Origin of the sequence: Sphingobacterium nematocida, from assembly GCF_900168125.1 — a bacterium.
GTDB classification, from domain to species: Bacteria; Bacteroidota; Bacteroidia; order Sphingobacteriales; family Sphingobacteriaceae; genus Sphingobacterium; species Sphingobacterium nematocida.
Map to the genome: position 1 here is coordinate 395,388 of NZ_FUZF01000002.1, position 17,671 is coordinate 413,058.

At 41.4% G+C, this 17,671-nt stretch carries 13 protein-coding genes; 9 read left to right on the forward strand and 4 right to left on the reverse strand.

Translation table 11 applies throughout. The annotated features are described in order from the left end of the window. The first annotated feature begins 7 nt into the window (after window positions 1-7). The 5 genes from B5X76_RS03985 to B5X76_RS04005 all read left to right on the forward strand — a co-directional run bounded on the left by B5X76_RS03985 (window position 8) and on the right by B5X76_RS04005 (window position 8,224). Complete coding sequence (locus tag B5X76_RS03985; protein ID WP_079641426.1) at window positions 8-877, forward strand: DUF808 domain-containing protein; 870 nt, start codon at window positions 8-10, stop codon at window positions 875-877. A 119-nt stretch (window positions 878-996) separates the two neighbouring features. After that, window positions 997-4,350: a DEAD/DEAH box helicase gene (locus B5X76_RS03990; RefSeq protein ID WP_079641428.1), complete on the forward strand. Its 3,354-nt coding sequence runs from the start codon at window positions 997-999 to the stop codon at window positions 4,348-4,350. 111 nt (window positions 4,351-4,461) lie between these two features. Continuing rightward, window positions 4,462-6,681: a heavy metal translocating P-type ATPase gene (locus B5X76_RS03995; RefSeq protein WP_079641430.1), complete on the forward strand. Its 2,220-nt coding sequence runs from the start codon at window positions 4,462-4,464 to the stop codon at window positions 6,679-6,681. A 35-nt stretch (window positions 6,682-6,716) separates the two neighbouring features. After that, window positions 6,717-6,938: a heavy-metal-associated domain-containing protein gene (locus B5X76_RS04000; RefSeq protein ID WP_079641432.1), complete on the forward strand. Its 222-nt coding sequence runs from the start codon at window positions 6,717-6,719 to the stop codon at window positions 6,936-6,938. 134 nt (window positions 6,939-7,072) lie between these two features. After that, window positions 7,073-8,224 carry an alpha-hydroxy acid oxidase gene (locus B5X76_RS04005; protein WP_079641434.1) on the forward strand — a complete coding sequence of 384 codons (1,152 nt, stop codon included), beginning with the start codon at window positions 7,073-7,075 and terminating at the stop codon, window positions 8,222-8,224. Between the two features lie 82 nt (window positions 8,225-8,306). Here the strand turns inward: B5X76_RS04005 and B5X76_RS04010 are convergent, their stop codons facing one another. The 4 genes from B5X76_RS04010 to B5X76_RS04025 form a co-directional block, all read right to left on the reverse strand. After that, a complete protein-coding gene (locus tag B5X76_RS04010) occupies window positions 8,307-9,719 on the reverse strand; it encodes an arylsulfatase (protein ID WP_079641436.1) in 1,413 nt (470 codons plus the stop codon). Further along, window positions 9,716-11,107 (reverse strand): sulfatase, encoded by a 1,392-nt coding sequence (locus B5X76_RS04015; protein ID WP_079641438.1) that lies wholly within the window; start codon window positions 11,105-11,107, stop codon window positions 9,716-9,718. The genes B5X76_RS04010 and B5X76_RS04015 overlap by 4 nt, the downstream gene beginning before the upstream one ends. 61 nt (window positions 11,108-11,168) lie before the next feature. After that, window positions 11,169-12,956, reverse strand: a complete 1,788-nt coding sequence (locus B5X76_RS04020) for a RagB/SusD family nutrient uptake outer membrane protein (RefSeq protein ID WP_079641440.1) — start codon at window positions 12,954-12,956, stop codon at window positions 11,169-11,171. Window positions 12,957-12,974: 18 nt separating this feature from the next. Then, window positions 12,975-14,120 carry a SusC/RagA family TonB-linked outer membrane protein gene (locus B5X76_RS04025; protein WP_079641442.1) on the reverse strand — a complete coding sequence of 382 codons (1,146 nt, stop codon included), beginning with the start codon at window positions 14,118-14,120 and terminating at the stop codon, window positions 12,975-12,977. On the opposite strand from B5X76_RS04025, the gene B5X76_RS04030 reads away from it, so the two are divergent. The 4 genes from B5X76_RS04030 to B5X76_RS04045 are packed head-to-tail and all read left to right on the forward strand — an operon-like array spanning window position 14,108 to window position 17,669. Further along, complete coding sequence (locus tag B5X76_RS04030; protein WP_079641444.1) at window positions 14,108-14,821, forward strand: enolase C-terminal domain-like protein; 714 nt, start codon at window positions 14,108-14,110, stop codon at window positions 14,819-14,821. The two genes, B5X76_RS04025 and B5X76_RS04030, sit on opposite strands and share 13 nt — an antisense overlap. 14 nt (window positions 14,822-14,835) lie before the next feature. Beyond that, complete coding sequence (locus B5X76_RS04035) at window positions 14,836-16,476, forward strand: sodium:solute symporter (protein ID WP_079641446.1); 1,641 nt, start codon at window positions 14,836-14,838, stop codon at window positions 16,474-16,476. After that, window positions 16,460-16,900: an L-rhamnose mutarotase gene (locus tag B5X76_RS04040; protein ID WP_245800936.1), complete on the forward strand. Its 441-nt coding sequence runs from the start codon at window positions 16,460-16,462 to the stop codon at window positions 16,898-16,900. Before B5X76_RS04035 ends, B5X76_RS04040 begins: the two co-directional genes overlap by 17 nt. Before the next feature lies 1 nt (window position 16,901). Next, entirely contained in the window at window positions 16,902-17,669 is a 768-nt protein-coding gene (locus B5X76_RS04045) for an SDR family NAD(P)-dependent oxidoreductase (protein WP_079641448.1), read from the forward strand. Window positions 17,670-17,671 lie beyond the last annotated feature (2 nt).

A 17,671-nucleotide genomic window follows, 5' to 3' on the forward strand; every position in this document is an offset into this window, starting at 1 on the left:
TTAACATATGGCATCAGGGATCTTTGCGGTGTTGGACGATATCGCGGCGTTAATGGATGATGTAGCGGTAGCTAGTAAAATTGCAACAAAGAAGACAGCGGGTATACTGGGAGATGATCTTGCCGTTAATGCTGAAAAAGCTACTGGTTTTCTGGCGTCTAGGGAAATCCCTGTTTTATGGGCAATCACCAAAGGGTCATTGTTGAATAAAATTATTATTGTACCTATCGCTTTATTGCTCAATGTTTTTTTTCCGATTGCCATAAAAGTTGTCCTTGTCTTGGGAGGAGCTTATTTGGCCTATGAGGGGGTAGAAAAAATTGTGGAGTATTTCTTCCATAAACCGAAGACCGGAGAAAAAGTAATCGATGAGACCTTGAACAATCCCGAACTCGTCGAAAAAACTAAAATAAAATCAGCAATTACGACCGATTTTATACTGTCTGTGGAAATCGTCATTATTGCCTTGGGGACCGTCTTGGACAAGGAACTTTCGCTGCAGATATTAACTGTCTCGGTGGTGGCGCTATTGGCCACTATCGGTGTATACGGTATAGTCGCGCTGATTGTACGTATGGATGATCTGGGATATAGACTGATTAAGCGATCTAATGGCAACAAGTTAGTCGCTAGTTTCGGTGCAGGTCTGGTCAAATTGTTGCCCTTGATAATCAAAGCACTGGCTATTATTGGTACTATAGCATTAATCTTAGTATCAGGAGGAATCTTTGCACATAATATCGACTTTCTCCATCATGTTTTTCCTACACTTCCTAGTGTTTTAAAGGAATTTGCAATAGGGCTTATAGCAGGTATTATTATCGTACTCATAATGATGGTCTTTAAAGTAGTTATCTCTACGGTTAAAAAGAAATAATCGAAAATAAGGAGCCCATGGAAAAGGTGGTAAAGGCACCTTTTGCTTTTAATTCAATAAGGAAAGGGAATTACAAAATAGAACGTAGAAGCGGTAGTCGGAATCTAAAATAAAGTGCCATGGAGCAGATGCATGTTATTGTTTTGAGAGATATTATGTTAGCTTCCTGTTCTATTTACGACCTAATGCGATTTCTTGCTATAGGTAGTAGTTATGTTGACTTAGGCGAAAGCTCCTACATTTATCCACTCTATATAGAACTAAATGAGGCAGTTCTCACTAAAGAGACGAGCACTTTAAGTTATCCCAAAGTTAGTGTCCGTCAAGAACCGTCTGTATTGACGGTATCCTGTACTTGTGCCAATAGATCCGACGCGCTGTGCGTTCATCAGGTTGAGGTTTTGGATGCTATTTTGAAACGCGATGATTACCGTATTTTCTTTGATGATCAGTTGCGGGATACGCGATTCCGTAGTTTGGCCAAAGGATATGGTCTAGAGAATGAAAAAGATATAGATGCTTATTTTCAATTACGTTTTGACGAAGGAAAGGCTCAGATCTTTAGCCGGCAGAAAGAACTGTTCCGTGTCGATCAAACCTTTTTAAAACAACCCTCCTTTGCCAGAAGTAAATCCCATGTATCCGAGTTGCTGGCTCAAAGCGATCTAAATAAATGGATACTGGTATTGAGTAAGCATCGTTTTTATGATCAGATTAATTTTCTTTTATTTGAAGCATCAACTACTCAACAGGGGAAATTAAAAAATCCATTGCAGCCTGTCGATCTCACCAGACAGCTGTTGCAAGACAATGACATTGCTACAACGAAGTTTTTAACGGCTTTGCTTAGCTATCAGAATCGATTTGAAGGCCATGCTACAGACACAGAACTTTTAGCGCTGAAGATTATAGCATCCAACCCCATGGGACTTGCTGTGTATTATCACGATAGGAGTAAATCTGAGAATGTCGCTATAAAAAGCCTGTTTCCTGTGAAACTTGCTATTACTAAGCCCGAACTGAAACTTACAGTTCTCAAAAAGGACCCATTTTATGAAATAAGCAGTGCTTTGTCTATTTTAGGAGTTCCAATTCCTATATCCCAGTTGGTACTTAAAAATGATTGTTTTATACTTTTTAAACACGAGTATATTTATATAGCCGACACGGATCTCCTGCGGGTTATCCAATTTTTAAAAAGCAACAATGAGATTTTACTGATCCATAGTACCAAGTACGAAGCCTTTGTTTCCCAATTTTTAGCACCCGTTGAAGATTACGTACATATCGAGTATGACTATATCCATGTCGCTACTCCGGTACAACAGGCCGAGTGTAAGACGGATATGGAACGTATATTATACCTCCAAAAAGAAGGTACATTTATTTCTATTACTCCCGTTGTTCGATACGGAGAGATGGAGGTGCCCGTATATTCACAAAAGCAGTTATACAGTACAGATGCGGTAGGCAATAGATTCAAAATAAAGAGAGACACAACCTACGAAAATATCTTTACAGCATTGGTATTGCATCAGCACGCTGATTTTGAAGAACAGCTGCATTATGCACAATATTTTTACCTGCACAAAGACAAGTTCTTTGATGATTCCTGGTTCTTGGCTGCATTTGATTCTTGGCGCGGTGAGGGGATCTCTATTTTGGGATTTAAAGAACTGGAAGGTACCCGAATAAGCCCCTATACGGCCAAAGTAGATATCAAAGTCAATAGTGGTAAGGATTGGTTTAATGTACATGTCAAACTGGATTTTGGCGGACAGATAGCCCGTATCCGACAGATTCAACGCGCATTTAAAAATAAGAGCAAGTACGTTGAGTTGGATGATGGAACTTATGGGTTGCTTCCAGATGAATGGATGCATAAAATAAGCAAATACTTTAGTTTGGCCCATTTAGAAAAGGAACTGCTTCATATTCCTAAGATCCGATTCTCAGAGGTAGCTGCGCATTTTGAAAATGAAATTCTAACAACAGCGGTGCGCGAAGAACTCAATATCTTTCAGCGAGATTTCTTAGAAGCGACCGAAATTCCCAAGGTAGCTGTACCCGAAGGTTTGAAGACCATCTTGCGATCCTACCAACAGGATGGGTTCAATTGGTTATGTTTTCTTGATCGTTTTGGTTTTGGAGGCTGTCTTGCTGATGACATGGGCCTTGGAAAGACGGTGCAGGTTATCGCATTTTTGCTGTGGTTAAAAATACAATATAAGGGTACTACAAATCTGATAGTCGTACCGACTTCTTTGCTCTTTAATTGGGAAGACGAGCTTAATCGTTTTGCTCCCAAATTACGGGTATTGCATTACAACAATGGACAACGATCCCGGCAACAGCAAGTTTTGACCGATTACGATGTGGTGTTGGTTAGTTATGGAGTGCTTACATCAGATATTAGTACCTTTAAAAGAGAGCACTTTCAATACGTTTTTCTAGATGAAGGCCAGCTGATCAAAAATCCCAATTCCGAAAGATATAAGACGGTCTGTCTTCTAAAATCCAATAATAGAATTGTTTTGACGGGTACACCCGTGGAAAATGGTACGTTTGATATCTACGGTTTATTCTCCTTTGCCTGTCCAGGGTTGTTGGGGAATAAACAGTTTTTTAAAGATACCTATGCGACACCGATAGATCAATTTGATTTTAAGCGACGTGCCGAGGAGCTTGAGCAGCGGATAGCTCCATTTATACTCCGTCGTACCAAAAGTCAAGTGATACAGGAATTACCCGAAAAGACGGAGGCCGTTATCTATTGTGAAATGAATGATGCGCAACGTAGTGTTTACACATCATACGAAGAGGAGATACGCAACTACATTACTGCTACCAATCCTGACATCCTAGACAATGATCGTTTGCATGTTTTGGCTTTTTTGACCAAGCTCCGGCAGATATGTAATTCGCCTGCTCTATTGCAAGAAGGCGATTCCGCATCGCACAGTGTCAAAATAGATGTGCTTCTTGAACAGATTCTGGGCAAGATACAAATGCATAAAATTCTGGTTTTCTCCCAGTTTGTCGGTATGCTTGATCTGATCAAAGACAGGCTTGATGCGCATAAAATTGCTTATTCCTATCTGACCGGACAATCCAAAGATCGGAAAGCTATCGTTGCTGAATTTCAACAAAATGAAGGCCCCCGTGTTTTTCTTATCAGTCTCAAAGCAGGCGGAGTAGGTTTAAATCTTACAGAAGCAGACTATGTATATCTAGTAGATCCTTGGTGGAATCCCGCGGTAGAAAGTCAGGCCATCGATAGGATTTACCGAATTGGCCAAGATAAAAAAGTCACTGCAGTTCGTTTGATCTGTACCAATACTATCGAAGAAAAAATCATCGATCTCAAACTGCGTAAACAAAAGCTCGCAAGCGATCTTATCAGCAGTGATATGGGTTGGTTAAATGATCTTTCCAAGGACGAGCTCTTAAGCTTGGTCAGTGCCATGAATTAATGGTAAGCCAACTGCATCCAATCATAATTGTATAACACATTTCCCAAATACTATAATACTATTGGTTCGCGATTGTCCAACTTTGTAATATCAAAAGATAAAAAGATAATTATGCAAGTTGGACAATCCACACCGATAAAAAAATCCTTCCCAGTACTTAACATGAGTTGTGCGAGTTGTGCTTCTAGCGTAGAAAGTATGGCCGAGACAGTAGAAGGAATTATAGACGCATCCGTCAATTTTGCTACGGCGACAGTTACCGTGAATTTTCAGGAAGGACATTCCGATCCTTCCAAATTGCAGAAGGCGCTACAAGATATAGGTTTTGATATACTGGTCGAATCCGAAGAGAAGCAACAGGAGGTTCTGGACGAGATCCATGAAAAGAAATATGCAGACCTTAAGCGCAAAACCATAGGTGCTATCGTACTTTCCTTACCGGTAGTGGTTATCGGGATGTTTTTAATGCATATTCCATTTGCCAATGAGATTATGTTAGTGTTTTCAACTCCAGTTGTGCTTTGGTTTGGAAAAGACTTCTTTGTCAATGCCTGGAAACAGTTGCAGCACAAGAAAGCCAATATGGATACGCTTGTTGCGCTTAGTACAGGTATAGCCTATCTTTTTAGTGTCTTTAATATGATCGCCATGGACTATTTGATGGCTCGCGGTATAGAGGCCCATGTCTATTTTGAAGCTGCAGCGGTCATTATAGCCTTTATCCTGTTAGGACGTCTTTTAGAAGAGAAAGCGAAAGGAAATACGTCTACTGCTATTAAAAAGTTAATGGGGCTTCAACCCAAGACGGTCCTGGTAGTTCTCCCGGATGGCCAAGAGAAAATCGTGCCTATCGAAGAGTTGATGATCGGTGATACCGTTCTTGTAAAACCCGGAGAAAAGATCGCAGTAGATGGTAAAGTAATCAATGGTAGTTCTTACGTTGATGAAAGTATGCTCAGTGGTGAGCCCATTGCCGTAGAGAAAAAAGAAGGCGAATCCGTATACGCAGGTACAATTAATCAAAAAGGAAGTTTTCAGTTTAAGGCCGAGAAAGTCGGGAAGGATACGATGCTTGCGCATATCATCCGTATGGTTCAGGATGCGCAGGGCTCTAAAGCTCCTGTACAGAAGCTAGTCGATAAGATTGCAGGAGTGTTTGTACCTATTGTGATAGGTATTGCAGTAATCACGGCCATTCTTTGGGCGATACTCGGTGGAGACAATGCGTGGGTTATGGGACTTATTTCAGCCGTTACTGTATTAGTTATTGCTTGTCCATGTGCATTGGGACTGGCAACCCCAACAGCCATTATGGTAGGGGTAGGTAAAGCTGCAGAGAACGGTATACTGATCAAGGATGCCGAAAGCTTACAGCTATCCAAGAATATAACAGCGATCGTTCTGGACAAAACAGGAACGATAACCGAAGGGAAACCCAAGGTTGTCTCTGAGTACTGGACGGTGAATGAAACACGTGTTAAACAGGTGCTTTTTACCATCGAGAGAAAATCTGAGCACCCTTTAGCCGATGCCGTAGTACATCATTTAGAGGGATACACGTCTTTGCGATTAGATAGTTTTGAAAGTATAACAGGCAAGGGAGTAGAAGCGGTTCTCGATGGCGAGAAATACCTTGTGGGCAACCCAGCTCTTCTTGCGGCACACAAGGTGTCTATTCCTACAGAGTTGTCCGAGCTATCAGCTAGCTGGGCAGATAGGGCACAGACCGTGATTTGGTTTGCCACAGACCGTACAGTGCTAGGCATCATGGCGATAGCAGATAAGGTCAAAGATAATTCTAAAAAGGCTATAAAAGAGCTACAAGCCAAAGGAATAGAAGTGTATATGATGACAGGGGATAATAATTCTACAGCTGCCGCCATTGCGCAACAGACCGGTATTACCGCTTACAGAGCCGAAGTATTGCCCCATCAAAAGGCCGAATTTGTAAAAGAACTTCAAGCCCAAGGACATGTGGTAGCGATGGTCGGCGATGGGATCAACGATAGTAGCGCATTGGCTACTGCCGATGTGAGTATTGCCATGGGCAAAGGATCTGATATTGCGATGGATGTTGCCAAGATGACCATAATTTCATCCGACCTGTTGAAAATACCGCAGGCTATCCGGATGTCTAAGCAAACGGTAGCTACTATCAAACAGAATTTGTTCTGGGCCTTTATCTACAATTTGATAGGTATCCCGTTGGCAGCAGGATTGCTTTATCCAATTAATGGTTTTCTATTGAACCCGATGATCGCAGGTGCTGCTATGGCATTAAGTAGTGTCAGCGTAGTCAGTAATAGCTTAAGACTCAAACTCAAGAAATAACAATAATTTTTTAATAACAATAAATCAAGTATAATATGGAAACTCAAAAATTTCAATTCAAAACAAATATCAATTGTGGTGGATGTGTCACTAAGGTAACTCCCCATCTTGAAAAAGCAGAAGGAATCGATTCCTGGGAGGTAGACACCGCAGATCGCGATAAGATACTTACAGTCAGCGCTACTGGTGCCAGTGCTGCTGATATCATACAGGTCGTCAAAGATGCCGGTTTCAATATAGAACCGGTTCAGGGATAAAACAAAGAAGGAGGCGTTTAAAAACGTCTCCTTCTTTGTTTTATGTTAATAATATGTATTGATCGGGTAATATCCTGTTGTTGTCATAGCGAAAAACACGGTAATTTTATCTTTCTATTTGTTGAAATACCAATATGTTGTACAATCCAAGATATCCTTCCGTTGCGGACCTTAAGAAAAAAGCAAAGTCCCGTATACCCAAATTCGCTTTCGACTATCTAGAAGGCGGCTGTAATGAAGAGTTGAATCTATTCCGAAATGAAAATGATTTTGATGAGATCCTACTGAAACCACGCTACCTGAAAGAAGTAGGACAGATAGATACCTCCGTCGAATTATTTGGCAAGAGATACAGCGCCCCTTTTGGAATATCACCCATTGGATTGCAGGGGCTTATGTGGCCCAATGCACCAGAGATACTTGCCAGATCCGCGACACAGCAAGATATTCCCTATATACTGAGTACAGTATCTACCGCAAGTATCGAACGGATAGCCGAAGTTTCCGAAGGCAAAGCCTGGTTTCAGCTTTATCACCCTACTGAGAATCGGTTGCGAGACGATATTTTACAACGATTAAAAGATGTCGAATGTCCTGTGTTGGTTGTATTGGTCGACGTACCCTCGTTTGGACTTCGCTACCGGGAGATAAAAAGCGGACTTTCTATGCCTCCAAAGTTAAATCCTTCCACCATTTTACAAGCGATGCGCTGCCCTACCTGGGGTATACAAACCCTACTTCAAGGTATTCCCTCTTTTGCGACACTAAAGCCCTATATGGACAAGGGACTTGATCTGGCACAACTGGGACAATTTATGAACCGAACCTTTACCGGCAAGGTAACCGTCGACAAGATTAAGGCTATACGTGACATTTGGAAAGGGCCTTTGGTCTTGAAAGGAGTTGCCACCCAAGAGGATATGGACGATGCATTACATATTGGAGTGGATGGCGTCATCGTGTCCAATCACGGCGGACGGCAGTTAGATGCGGCCGAGTCTTCTATTCATTCCTTGATGCGGTTGGCGAGCAATGAGCACTATCGGAAAAATATGACTATCATGCTGGATGGTGGTATTCGTTCTGGAGTAGATCTAGGAAGAGCGTATGCCGTAGGATCCTCGTTCAATTTTATGGGCAGACCGTTTATGTACGGTGTAGGAGCATTGGGAGAAGAGGGAGGTACACATACTATCAATATGTTTAAAGCACAATTATACCAGCTGATGCAACAATTGAGCATTGAAAAAATAGGACAGTTTTCTGAAAGGCTGATAAAAATATAAGTAGCATACACGAACAGTTTTAACACCTTCTTATCTCAAAATCGATGATAAGAAGGTGTTATTGCATGTGGAAGAATATTTTTTATTTTCCTGATGGGTACAAAGGGAAAACAGTACTTTCTTTATGAGCCGCTTCCAGTTGTACCGTAAGTTTTTTTACTATTTCGGTGTATCGATCGGCTAGATTTTGAATTTCTTTCGGATCCTTTTTAATATTGTAAAGTTCAAAGACCGGTTGCTTACTTTTGGCTTTTAGTTTGATTAATTTCCAATTGTTTACCAAGATAGCTTGTCTTCCACCATCCTCATGAAACTCCCAGTATAAGTATTCGTGTTTCTTCTGTTTGCTGTTGCCTTTTAACGTTGGCCAAAATGAAACACCATCGGTATACGAGTCCATTGTATTCCCACTCAGCTCGACAATTGTCGGCATAATATCCCAAAATGCTGCAGTATGGTTTATAGTTTTGTTGGCCTTTATTTTAGAGGGCCACGATACGATAAAAGGTGTTCGAATTCCACCTTCATAAAGATCTCTTTTATAACCACGCAAACCTGCTGTACTGTTGAAAAAAAGAGGATCAGCACCACCTTCCCGATGAGCCCCATTATCACTGGTAAACATAATTATGGTATTATCCAACAAATCAAGTTCACGTAGTTTGTCTACGATCTGTCCGACATAATGATCCATTCTGCTCACCATTGCAGCATAGGTAGCTCGAGGTTTTTCAACAGAGGCATAGCCTGCTATTGTTGCATTTGAGCCGTAATCATTGCCCTTGTGTGGCGTTTCTGGAAATGTATTCTTGTATTTTTCGTGAAATACATCATCTGGGCCAGCGAGCTCGGCGTGAGGCAATACCGTTGGAACAAATAAGAAAAATGGCCTGTTTTTATTCGCTTCTAGAAATGCTAATGTTTTCTCCTGTATTAGTTCAGGAGCATAATGAACTTTGCCCGTAAGATCGTTACCTTTCAATTCAATACGTTGACTGTTGTGCCATAGATGAGTAGGATAGTATCGATGCGATTGCCGTTGACAATTATAGCCGTAGAATTCGTTAAATCCTTTTTTATTGGGGTCGCCACTGGTTCCGACCATTCCGAGTCCCCATTTACCAAATGCTCCTGTAATGTACCCCGCTTGCTGTAATGCCATTGCCATTGTTATGACCGAGTCTGCAAGCGGTTGTTGCCCCTCAGGTTCAATTTCTTTATTCCCTCTGATGAAGGTATGTCCAGTGTGCTGACCAGTCATGAGAGCAGATCTGGATGGGGCACATACAGAAGTTCCCGCATAAAAATTGGTAAATCGGGCACCCTTTTTTGCTAGTTCATCGATTCGGGGCGTGTTTATTTTAGTCTGTCCATAACAACCCAAATCTCCAATACCTAGGTCGTCAGCCATGATTAATACGATATTAGGTTGTTTTTGCTGCGCGTATGTCTCAGTTATGAAGAAGAGAGCAGCAATTAATAGCCATTTTTTCATAATTCGTTCTTATAGTTAGGATTTAGTTTATTTGGAATTTTAGCATTTGTATCCAAGATTTTCTTATTCAATTCTAATTTCATCTTCTCTAAGATTTTCGGACATGCAGAAGCTTTGTTTATTCGTTCACCAATATCTGTCGATAGGTCATATAAAAGGTAGGTATCGTCTTCATAATAATGGTGGAGTTTCCAGTTTTTAGACCGTATGGTACTTCCTGGGCGGGTTCTGAATTTTGGATCTAACCCATCATCCTTGGATTCATTGTAGGCTTCAAGATAGATAGGGAAATGCCAGAATAATACACGTTCTTGTAGATTTTTCTGTCCCAGCATATTGTTCCACAGTGATTCACCGTCTAATTGCATTTGTGAGTCATCTTTTACAATTCGTTTTATCGTAGGTAGTATGTCGAGGTGGCTGACCAAGGTGGTACTGTCCCGACGTGGTTGGACATGGCTGGGCCAGTGTACAAAGAAAGGGATTCGGACTCCCCCTTCAAAATAAGAACCTTTACCAGCGCGGAGCGGCTGTTGCGGAGAGATGGTATTTATACCGCCATTGTCCGAACAAAACCATAGTATTGTATTCTCCGATAGTCCCTGATGTTTGAGTTCAGAGATGAGCTTGCCGATGTTATGGTCCAATGATTCAATCATGGCGGCATATACCGGGTAGTCTCGTTCCCCGGTTCCGTAGAGTCCTTTATAATGATTTTTTAAGGAGTCAGGTGCTTCTAAAGGGGTGTGTATCGCATAGTAAGAAAGGTATAGAAAGAATGGCGTTGTCTCCTTTTGTTGACGAATGTACTCGATAGCTTCGTCTGTAATTCGGTCGGTTAGGTATTCACCTTTCATTCCATCGGGTATTGCCGTGTTTTTGTAAGGAGAAAAGTGTTTATTATGTCCGGTATGGTTGCCACCAAAACTGTATGAAAAGCCATGGGAGGAGGGAGAATCACTGAGGTGCCATTTACCTATTGAAGCGGTTTGGTATCCATTGCTGCCCAAAAGTGTAGCTATAGTAGGAAGGGTGCTGTCCAGTGTATTGTTATTTTGGATAGGAATTAATTTTCTATCTTCTGTTTTGCCCCTTTCTGAAGAGCCGACAGTGTATATACCGTGTCTATTTGGTAGTAAACCTGTCAAAAGACTCGCGCGACTGGGAGCGCAGTTTGATGCCGCTGCATAGGCTTGTTGGTACACTATAGACTCTTTTGACAAGCTATCCAAATGAGGCGTGCGGTAAAAATTACCTCCCATAAAACCTACATCCTTGTATCCGAGATCATCCACCAATATAACAATGATGTTTGGAGAGGTTGATTGTGCATAGGTTTGAGTCATGCAGCAGATGGTAAATAGCCAGAAGATATATGTGGTTTTCATCGTGTTTTTAGTATAGAGGCTGTCTCTATGGAATTAAATCATATAGACAGCCTCAAATTTATTATTTCCACTCCGGGTTCTGCTTTATTTTCGGATTCATTGCGATTTCGGCAGAGGGTATAGGGTACAGATAGTAATAGTCAGGAAATGCAGGAGGTTGCCCTTCGTAGGCGATATATCCTGCAGTTGCGCCATTGAGAATAGGTATAGGTGCGGTTTGAGGAACATCTACTCCTTTCGTTAAGTATCTTCCCAGTTTTTGTTTGGCTGCATAGTTCATTTTCTTCCATCTTCTCAGATCATCAAATCGGAATCCTTCACCCATTAGTTCTACAGCACGCTCTCTACGTATTTTCCATAACAGAGGAGCGATTTCCGAATCTCTACTGGGATCCAAAGGTATAGCGCTTATCTGCAGAGCTGCTACTTTTCCTCGATTTCTAAGTTTGTTAATAGTCTGATTGATGATATCTTGATCTATCTTTTGTAATTCGTAGGCAGCTTCTGCATAGTTTACAAATATTTCCCCCATTCTGAAAATCGGCGCATCATTAATATCTTCGTTCTGCAACATTTTGATCTTGTTGCTGAATTTATAGAACCGATACCCGGTGAATGTTACATTAAAGGGTTGTCCATTTGTATAATCCGCATAATGAGGTTCTTGTCTCAAGACCAATCCTTGCCAATTTAACGTAGGTAATGTTTTTCTCGTAGCTACAGACAAGGTGTTCATCAGATCAATATACTCTCTATCTGCAGCGACTCCCGTATGGGCCCAAGCATAACTAGGGTGTGCTACAGTTACTTTAAATGGAGGTGGGACAGTGTAATACAATCTGATGTCACGATTTCTAAATTCGCTGTTTGGAGTTTTGTCTCCATCAAAGGTAGGACTTGTCCAGCGCGATTGTCCGTCCTTCATAAGGTATAGGTCTACAGCATCTTTTGTTAGATCCCAACGACCAGCCGAGTTTCTAGCTAAGGAAGACAAGGTATGTGTGATCTGGTTGACCTCGTATTGCTTGTAAAGTAAAACTTCTTGGTTATTAGCTAGCGATTCACTATTGAACAGTTCGTCATAGTCAACATGTAGATTTGGAAAATCAGTAATCAACCCCTTCGATGCATCCATTGACAATTGAAGGTATTTGTTCGCATCGTTTAGACCATGATATTTACGCCAGGTACCTTCCCTCAGACCAAATCGAGATATAAGTGCCCTAACGACATGCTTGGTTATGGTGTTTTTGCCATCACCGCTTAGTTTTATATTTTGCTCGGCGTAGCTAAGCATGTCAGTTATTTTTTGTGCAATTTCATCACGCGTCGAAGGTGTACCGTACAAGATGTCTGTATCACCATCATCAATGGCATTTTCTACCCAGATGACACCACCATATTTGTTTAGCAGGTTCATATAATTATAGGCTTTGAAAAAATAACCTACACTGCGGATATGTTTCTTCTCTATATCCGTAAGAAAAGTCGATCCCTCGATATTGTCCAATAGGATGTTGATGGATCTGATATTTTCATATGGCACTTTGTAATCATCTGACGCCCCAGGGGTGACCATTCTATTCCAGAGCCAATCCGAGGTAGCGTTGGTATTGGCCTTGGCAAAAAAGTCCCCATGTACTTCAGAGTCTGGTACTGCATTCGTGTATCCTGGAAATACGCCGTAAAATTGCCATGCATAGGTGACGAAGTTATTGTAAGAGGTAAACGTCGTTTTCTCGACCAACGATCCTTCCGGAGTTAAATCCAAAAGATTGGAACAGCTTACGCTCGAAAAACCGATGGCAGCCGCAAATGATATATGTAAAAATGATTTTATTATTTTCATTGTAGTAGGAGTAATGGGTTAGAAATTAATATTAATACCAGCACTGAATTTTTTGAGGTAAGGGTATATCCCTCCTGAACTAATATTCTCCGCATCGGCTTCTATCCCCTGCGGAAGCTTGTCAAATAAGAATAGATTCTCTCCTGTAAAATAAAGACGGATGTTTTCAATCTTTTTCGTTTTTAGCAACTCTTTGCCTAGGTTATATCCCACTGTAATATTACGGACCCGTAGATAAGAGCCATCTTGCAAGTATTTGGTTTGTACACGACGATTGGCTCCAGTGTTTAATCCTCCATTAGCGTATACACGACCATAATATGCATCCTGGTTTTCAGGAGTCCAGTAGTCTAATGTATGCTCATAGAGTGTGGCAAATTCATTGGTGAATGGCCAGATAGCCGGGTTGCTCATCCAAAGATCCCTTTTACCTACCCCCTGTAAGAATATGGATAAGTCAATGTTCTTATAACTAAAGTTGCCGTTGATACCGAATTGGTAGCGTCTTCGGTTATTACCGATAATCTGCATGTCACCTGGATCATTTATTGTCCCATTTCCGGAAAATATAATACCATCTTGATTTAGATCTTTGTACAATACATCTCCAGGATTCTGTGCGACACCATTGAAATATGGAATACCAGGTTTCAGTTTCCCTCCGGTAAGATCTGCTTTGAGAGAACCTGGCTCAAAATCATCAACGGTATAGTATCGATCTGTCACGTATCCCCATATTTCACCTATTTCTTTGTCTTGATGATAATTATTGATAGCTCCTGCATTATTCTCAAGTTTGGTTATAAATGCCCTATTATCTGATAGGTTGAACCCCAATGAATAGTTGAAATTATTAATCTTATCTTTCCATACCAGTTCCCATTCCCAGCCCTTTGATTCCAGATCTGTGATGTTTTGGAAGGGAGCTGGCGCACCCAAAACTGAAGGAAGACCTAATGGTTGGAATAACATACCGATAGTCTGTCTTCTGAACCAATCGAAACTTGTCGTTAGTCTATTGTTTATGAGTCCCATATCAACCCCTAGGTTTAATGTTCGTACTTTTTCCCATGTAAAAGTAGAAGATACCAGGTCTGGACGATTGATGGTTAGATAGCGGATACCAGTTTCTGGATTAATCCAACCCGCATTTGTGGTTGACATCTCAGGATTTACAGGGAAATAGTTTAGAGTTTGATCCGTATTGTATACAACTTGATTTCCGATCTCACCGAAAGAGCCTCTTAATTTTAATAAGGGTACCCAATTACGGACAGAAATTGAAAGTAGGCAGTAAAGATGCGGTTAGAGATATAAAGAGAGCTCATATTGTAAGAGAGGTCGCTGGTGATAATGCTACTGTAATGTTGGATGCGAATCAACAGTGGACCTTGCCTCAGGCTTTATCAATATGTCGGGACCTAAAAGAAATCAACCCCTACTGGATTGAGGAACCAATTCATCCAGACGATGTCTTGGGACATAAGACCCTGGCCGATCAAATAGCTCCGTTAAAAATTGCAATGGGAGAACATGTGCCTAATCGTATTCTTTTTAAAAACTACTTGCAGCTAGGGGCGACAGGTTTCGTGCAGGTCGATGCCGTTCGGGTGGGAGGAGTCAGTGAGTTTATAGCAGTGAGTCTTTTAGCCCGGAAATATAATATTCCTGTCGTGCCGCATGTGGGAGATATGGGCCAGTTGCATCAGCATTTAGTGTTGTTTAATCATATGGCGATGGGACACGAAGCACTTTTTTTAGAACATATTCCACATCTTAGATCAAAATTTGTCCATCCGGTACATATTGAAGGTGGGGTGTATCATACCCCGATGGAAGTAGGAAGCAGCTGTGACTTATTATAAATATTGAAAAGACTATGTTAAGTTCTATTGATTTGAGTATTGCTTTGCTCTATATATTGTTTATCCTCCTGGTGGGGCTCTGGACAGGCATCCGTCAAAGGAAGAAGTCACTGAATAGCGCCGACGATTATTTTTTAGCCGGAAAGTCCTTGAAATGGCCGGCTATCGGGCTGGCACTTTTTGCTACCAATATTTCAACGGTACACCTTGTTAGCCTGGCTCAAAGTGGATTCGATACGGGCTTGCTGAACGGTAATTTTGAATGGATGGCGGCCTTTACCTTGATCTTGTTGGCTTTGTTTTTTGTGCCATTTTATCTTAAATCGGGTGTAGCTACATTGCCTGATTTTTTAGAACGTAGGTATGATCGATCGAGCCGGGAATGGCTAACCATGATTTCAATAGTATCGGCTATAGTGATTCATATCGCCTTTTCTATGCTAGCAGGCGGTATCGTGCTTAAGACCCTATTTGGGTTTGATATGTATGTGAGCATTACTGCTATTTGTTTGGTGACAGGGCTATATACCATTATAGGTGGATTGCGTGCTGTTGTGGTTACGGAATCCATACAGACGGTGGTACTGCTGATAGGGGCTTTTATTATAAGTTATGCTGCTTTTGATAAGATGGGGGGATGGGCACCTATGAAAGAAAACTTGGCCCTGGAAGGTGAATTGAGCAAGCTTTCGATGTTGCGACCTTCAGGTGATGCTAGCGGTATGCCCTGGTATGCTGTGTTTTTGGGGTACCCCATTTTGGGTATCTGGTACTGGTGTGCGGATCAGACTATCGTACAGCGCGTACTTGGGGCCAAGAGTGAGAACCATGGAAGGGTAGGTGCTCTATTCTGTGGCTTCATAAAGATTCTGCCTGTTTTTATTTTTGTGTTGCCAGGGTTGTTTGCATTTACATTGTATAAAACGGGACAATTGGACTTGTCAACGTTGGGGCTGGATGCTGCCGGAAATGTAAATTCAAAGGGAATTTATACGTTGATGATTACACAACTGTTGCCTTCGGGATTGATAGGGGTATTGGTGGCTGCTTTATTATCTGGATTGATGAGCCAGATTTCCGGAGCTCTAAATTCGATATCAACAATGGTAAGTTATGATATCTACAAGCAAAGAAAGCCCCAAGCCAGTGATAAGCAATTGATCTGGGCGGGTAAAGTATCGGCTGTACTGGCGATGATCTTTTCGTTAGCCTTATTGCCTTTGTTGGATAAATATGAAAGTATTTTTAATGGAATAAATGATGTGATAGCACACATAGCGCCTCCTATTACCTGTGTATTTGTGGTTGGTGTATTTTGGGAAAAAGCATCGGCAAAGTCTGCAAAATTAACACTATGGATTGGGTCTGCTTTAGGGGTGATTATCTTTGCAATTAATAAGCTTGTGCCAGAAAGCTGGATTGGTCAGGTCCCTTTTATGATGATGGCATTTTACCTGTTTTTGGTTTGCGTTGCGATACAAATTGTGACTTCTTATTGGTATCCTGTGGTGCATACGGCACAAAGTAGGGAGCTGTATTGGCGAAATCCACTTGAACCTTTGAAGGGGGCTGCATGGAAGGGATTGGGGAACTATCGCCTTTTGTCTGGATTATTGTTATTCATTGTTTTTATACTGTATGGAATTTTTAAGTAAATTATACCGGATATCTTTGTTTGGATATTTATTGGGGGCTTTGCTGATGACCGCTTGTACGGTAGCGCCAAAAGAAGATGTGGAGGTCAAGCGCTTTGCGTCGGTAACGGGAGTCAAAAAGGATAAATTAGCGTATTATAAACAACTGCATGCAAAAGCATGGCCCGGGGTATTAAAACAGATACGGGTTTGCAACATTCAGAATTATTCTATCTATCTGAAAGAAATTGAAGGACAATATTATTTGTTCAGTTATTTTGAATACGTGGGCGATAATTTTGAAGCAGACATGCATAAAATGGCTCAAGATCGAGAAACACAACAATGGTGGAAAGAAACGGATCCCTGTCAGATTCCGCTACCTGATGCTGCGGCGAAGGGAGCTATTTGGGCCGATATGGAAGAAGTTTTTCATACAGATTAATATGGATTTAAAAGATAAAGTAATCTTGGTGACCGGCGGTACAGCGGGAATTGGAAAAGCTTGTACGCTTGCTTATGTACAGGCTGGAGCATTGGTCGCTGTAATGGGATTGGAACAGGAATATCTTAAAGATACGATCGATGAAATAGGAGCGGATCATCTTGGTATATGTGGAGACGTCTCGCGCGAAGAAGATGTGGTGTCGGCAATAGACAAAGTGATCGCAAAATTTGGTAAGCTCGACGCTATTCACAATAATGCGGGAATAGCCTCTCCTGCCAAACCTTTGCATAGCACAACCGACCAAGAATGGGATAAACTTATAAATGTCAATTTAAAGGGGATTCTTCTCACTACACGACATGGATATACCCATCTTCAGGCCTCGAAAGGCTGTATATTGAATACAAGTAGTTTGGTCGGAAATATTGGACAGGAAAATCATGCCGCATACTCGGCTACAAAAGGTGCTGTCAATGCGCTTACGAAATCGATGGCTATAGACTATGCAAAGGATGGTATACGTGTAAATTCGGTACTGCCTGCTGCTGTAATGACACCGATGCTGAAAGTTTGGGCCTGGGAACAACCAGAACCCGAACAAGTTTTTGAATTTTTAGAAGACATACATCTTTTGGGTTATTGTCCTGAAGGTGATGTCATCGCTGATGCTTGTGTCTTTTTACTTTCGGACAAAGCTCGCTTTATAACGGGGGTAAATCTACCGGTAAGTGGTGGGGCGGAGTTGGGATATAGACGCAACGTTTAAAA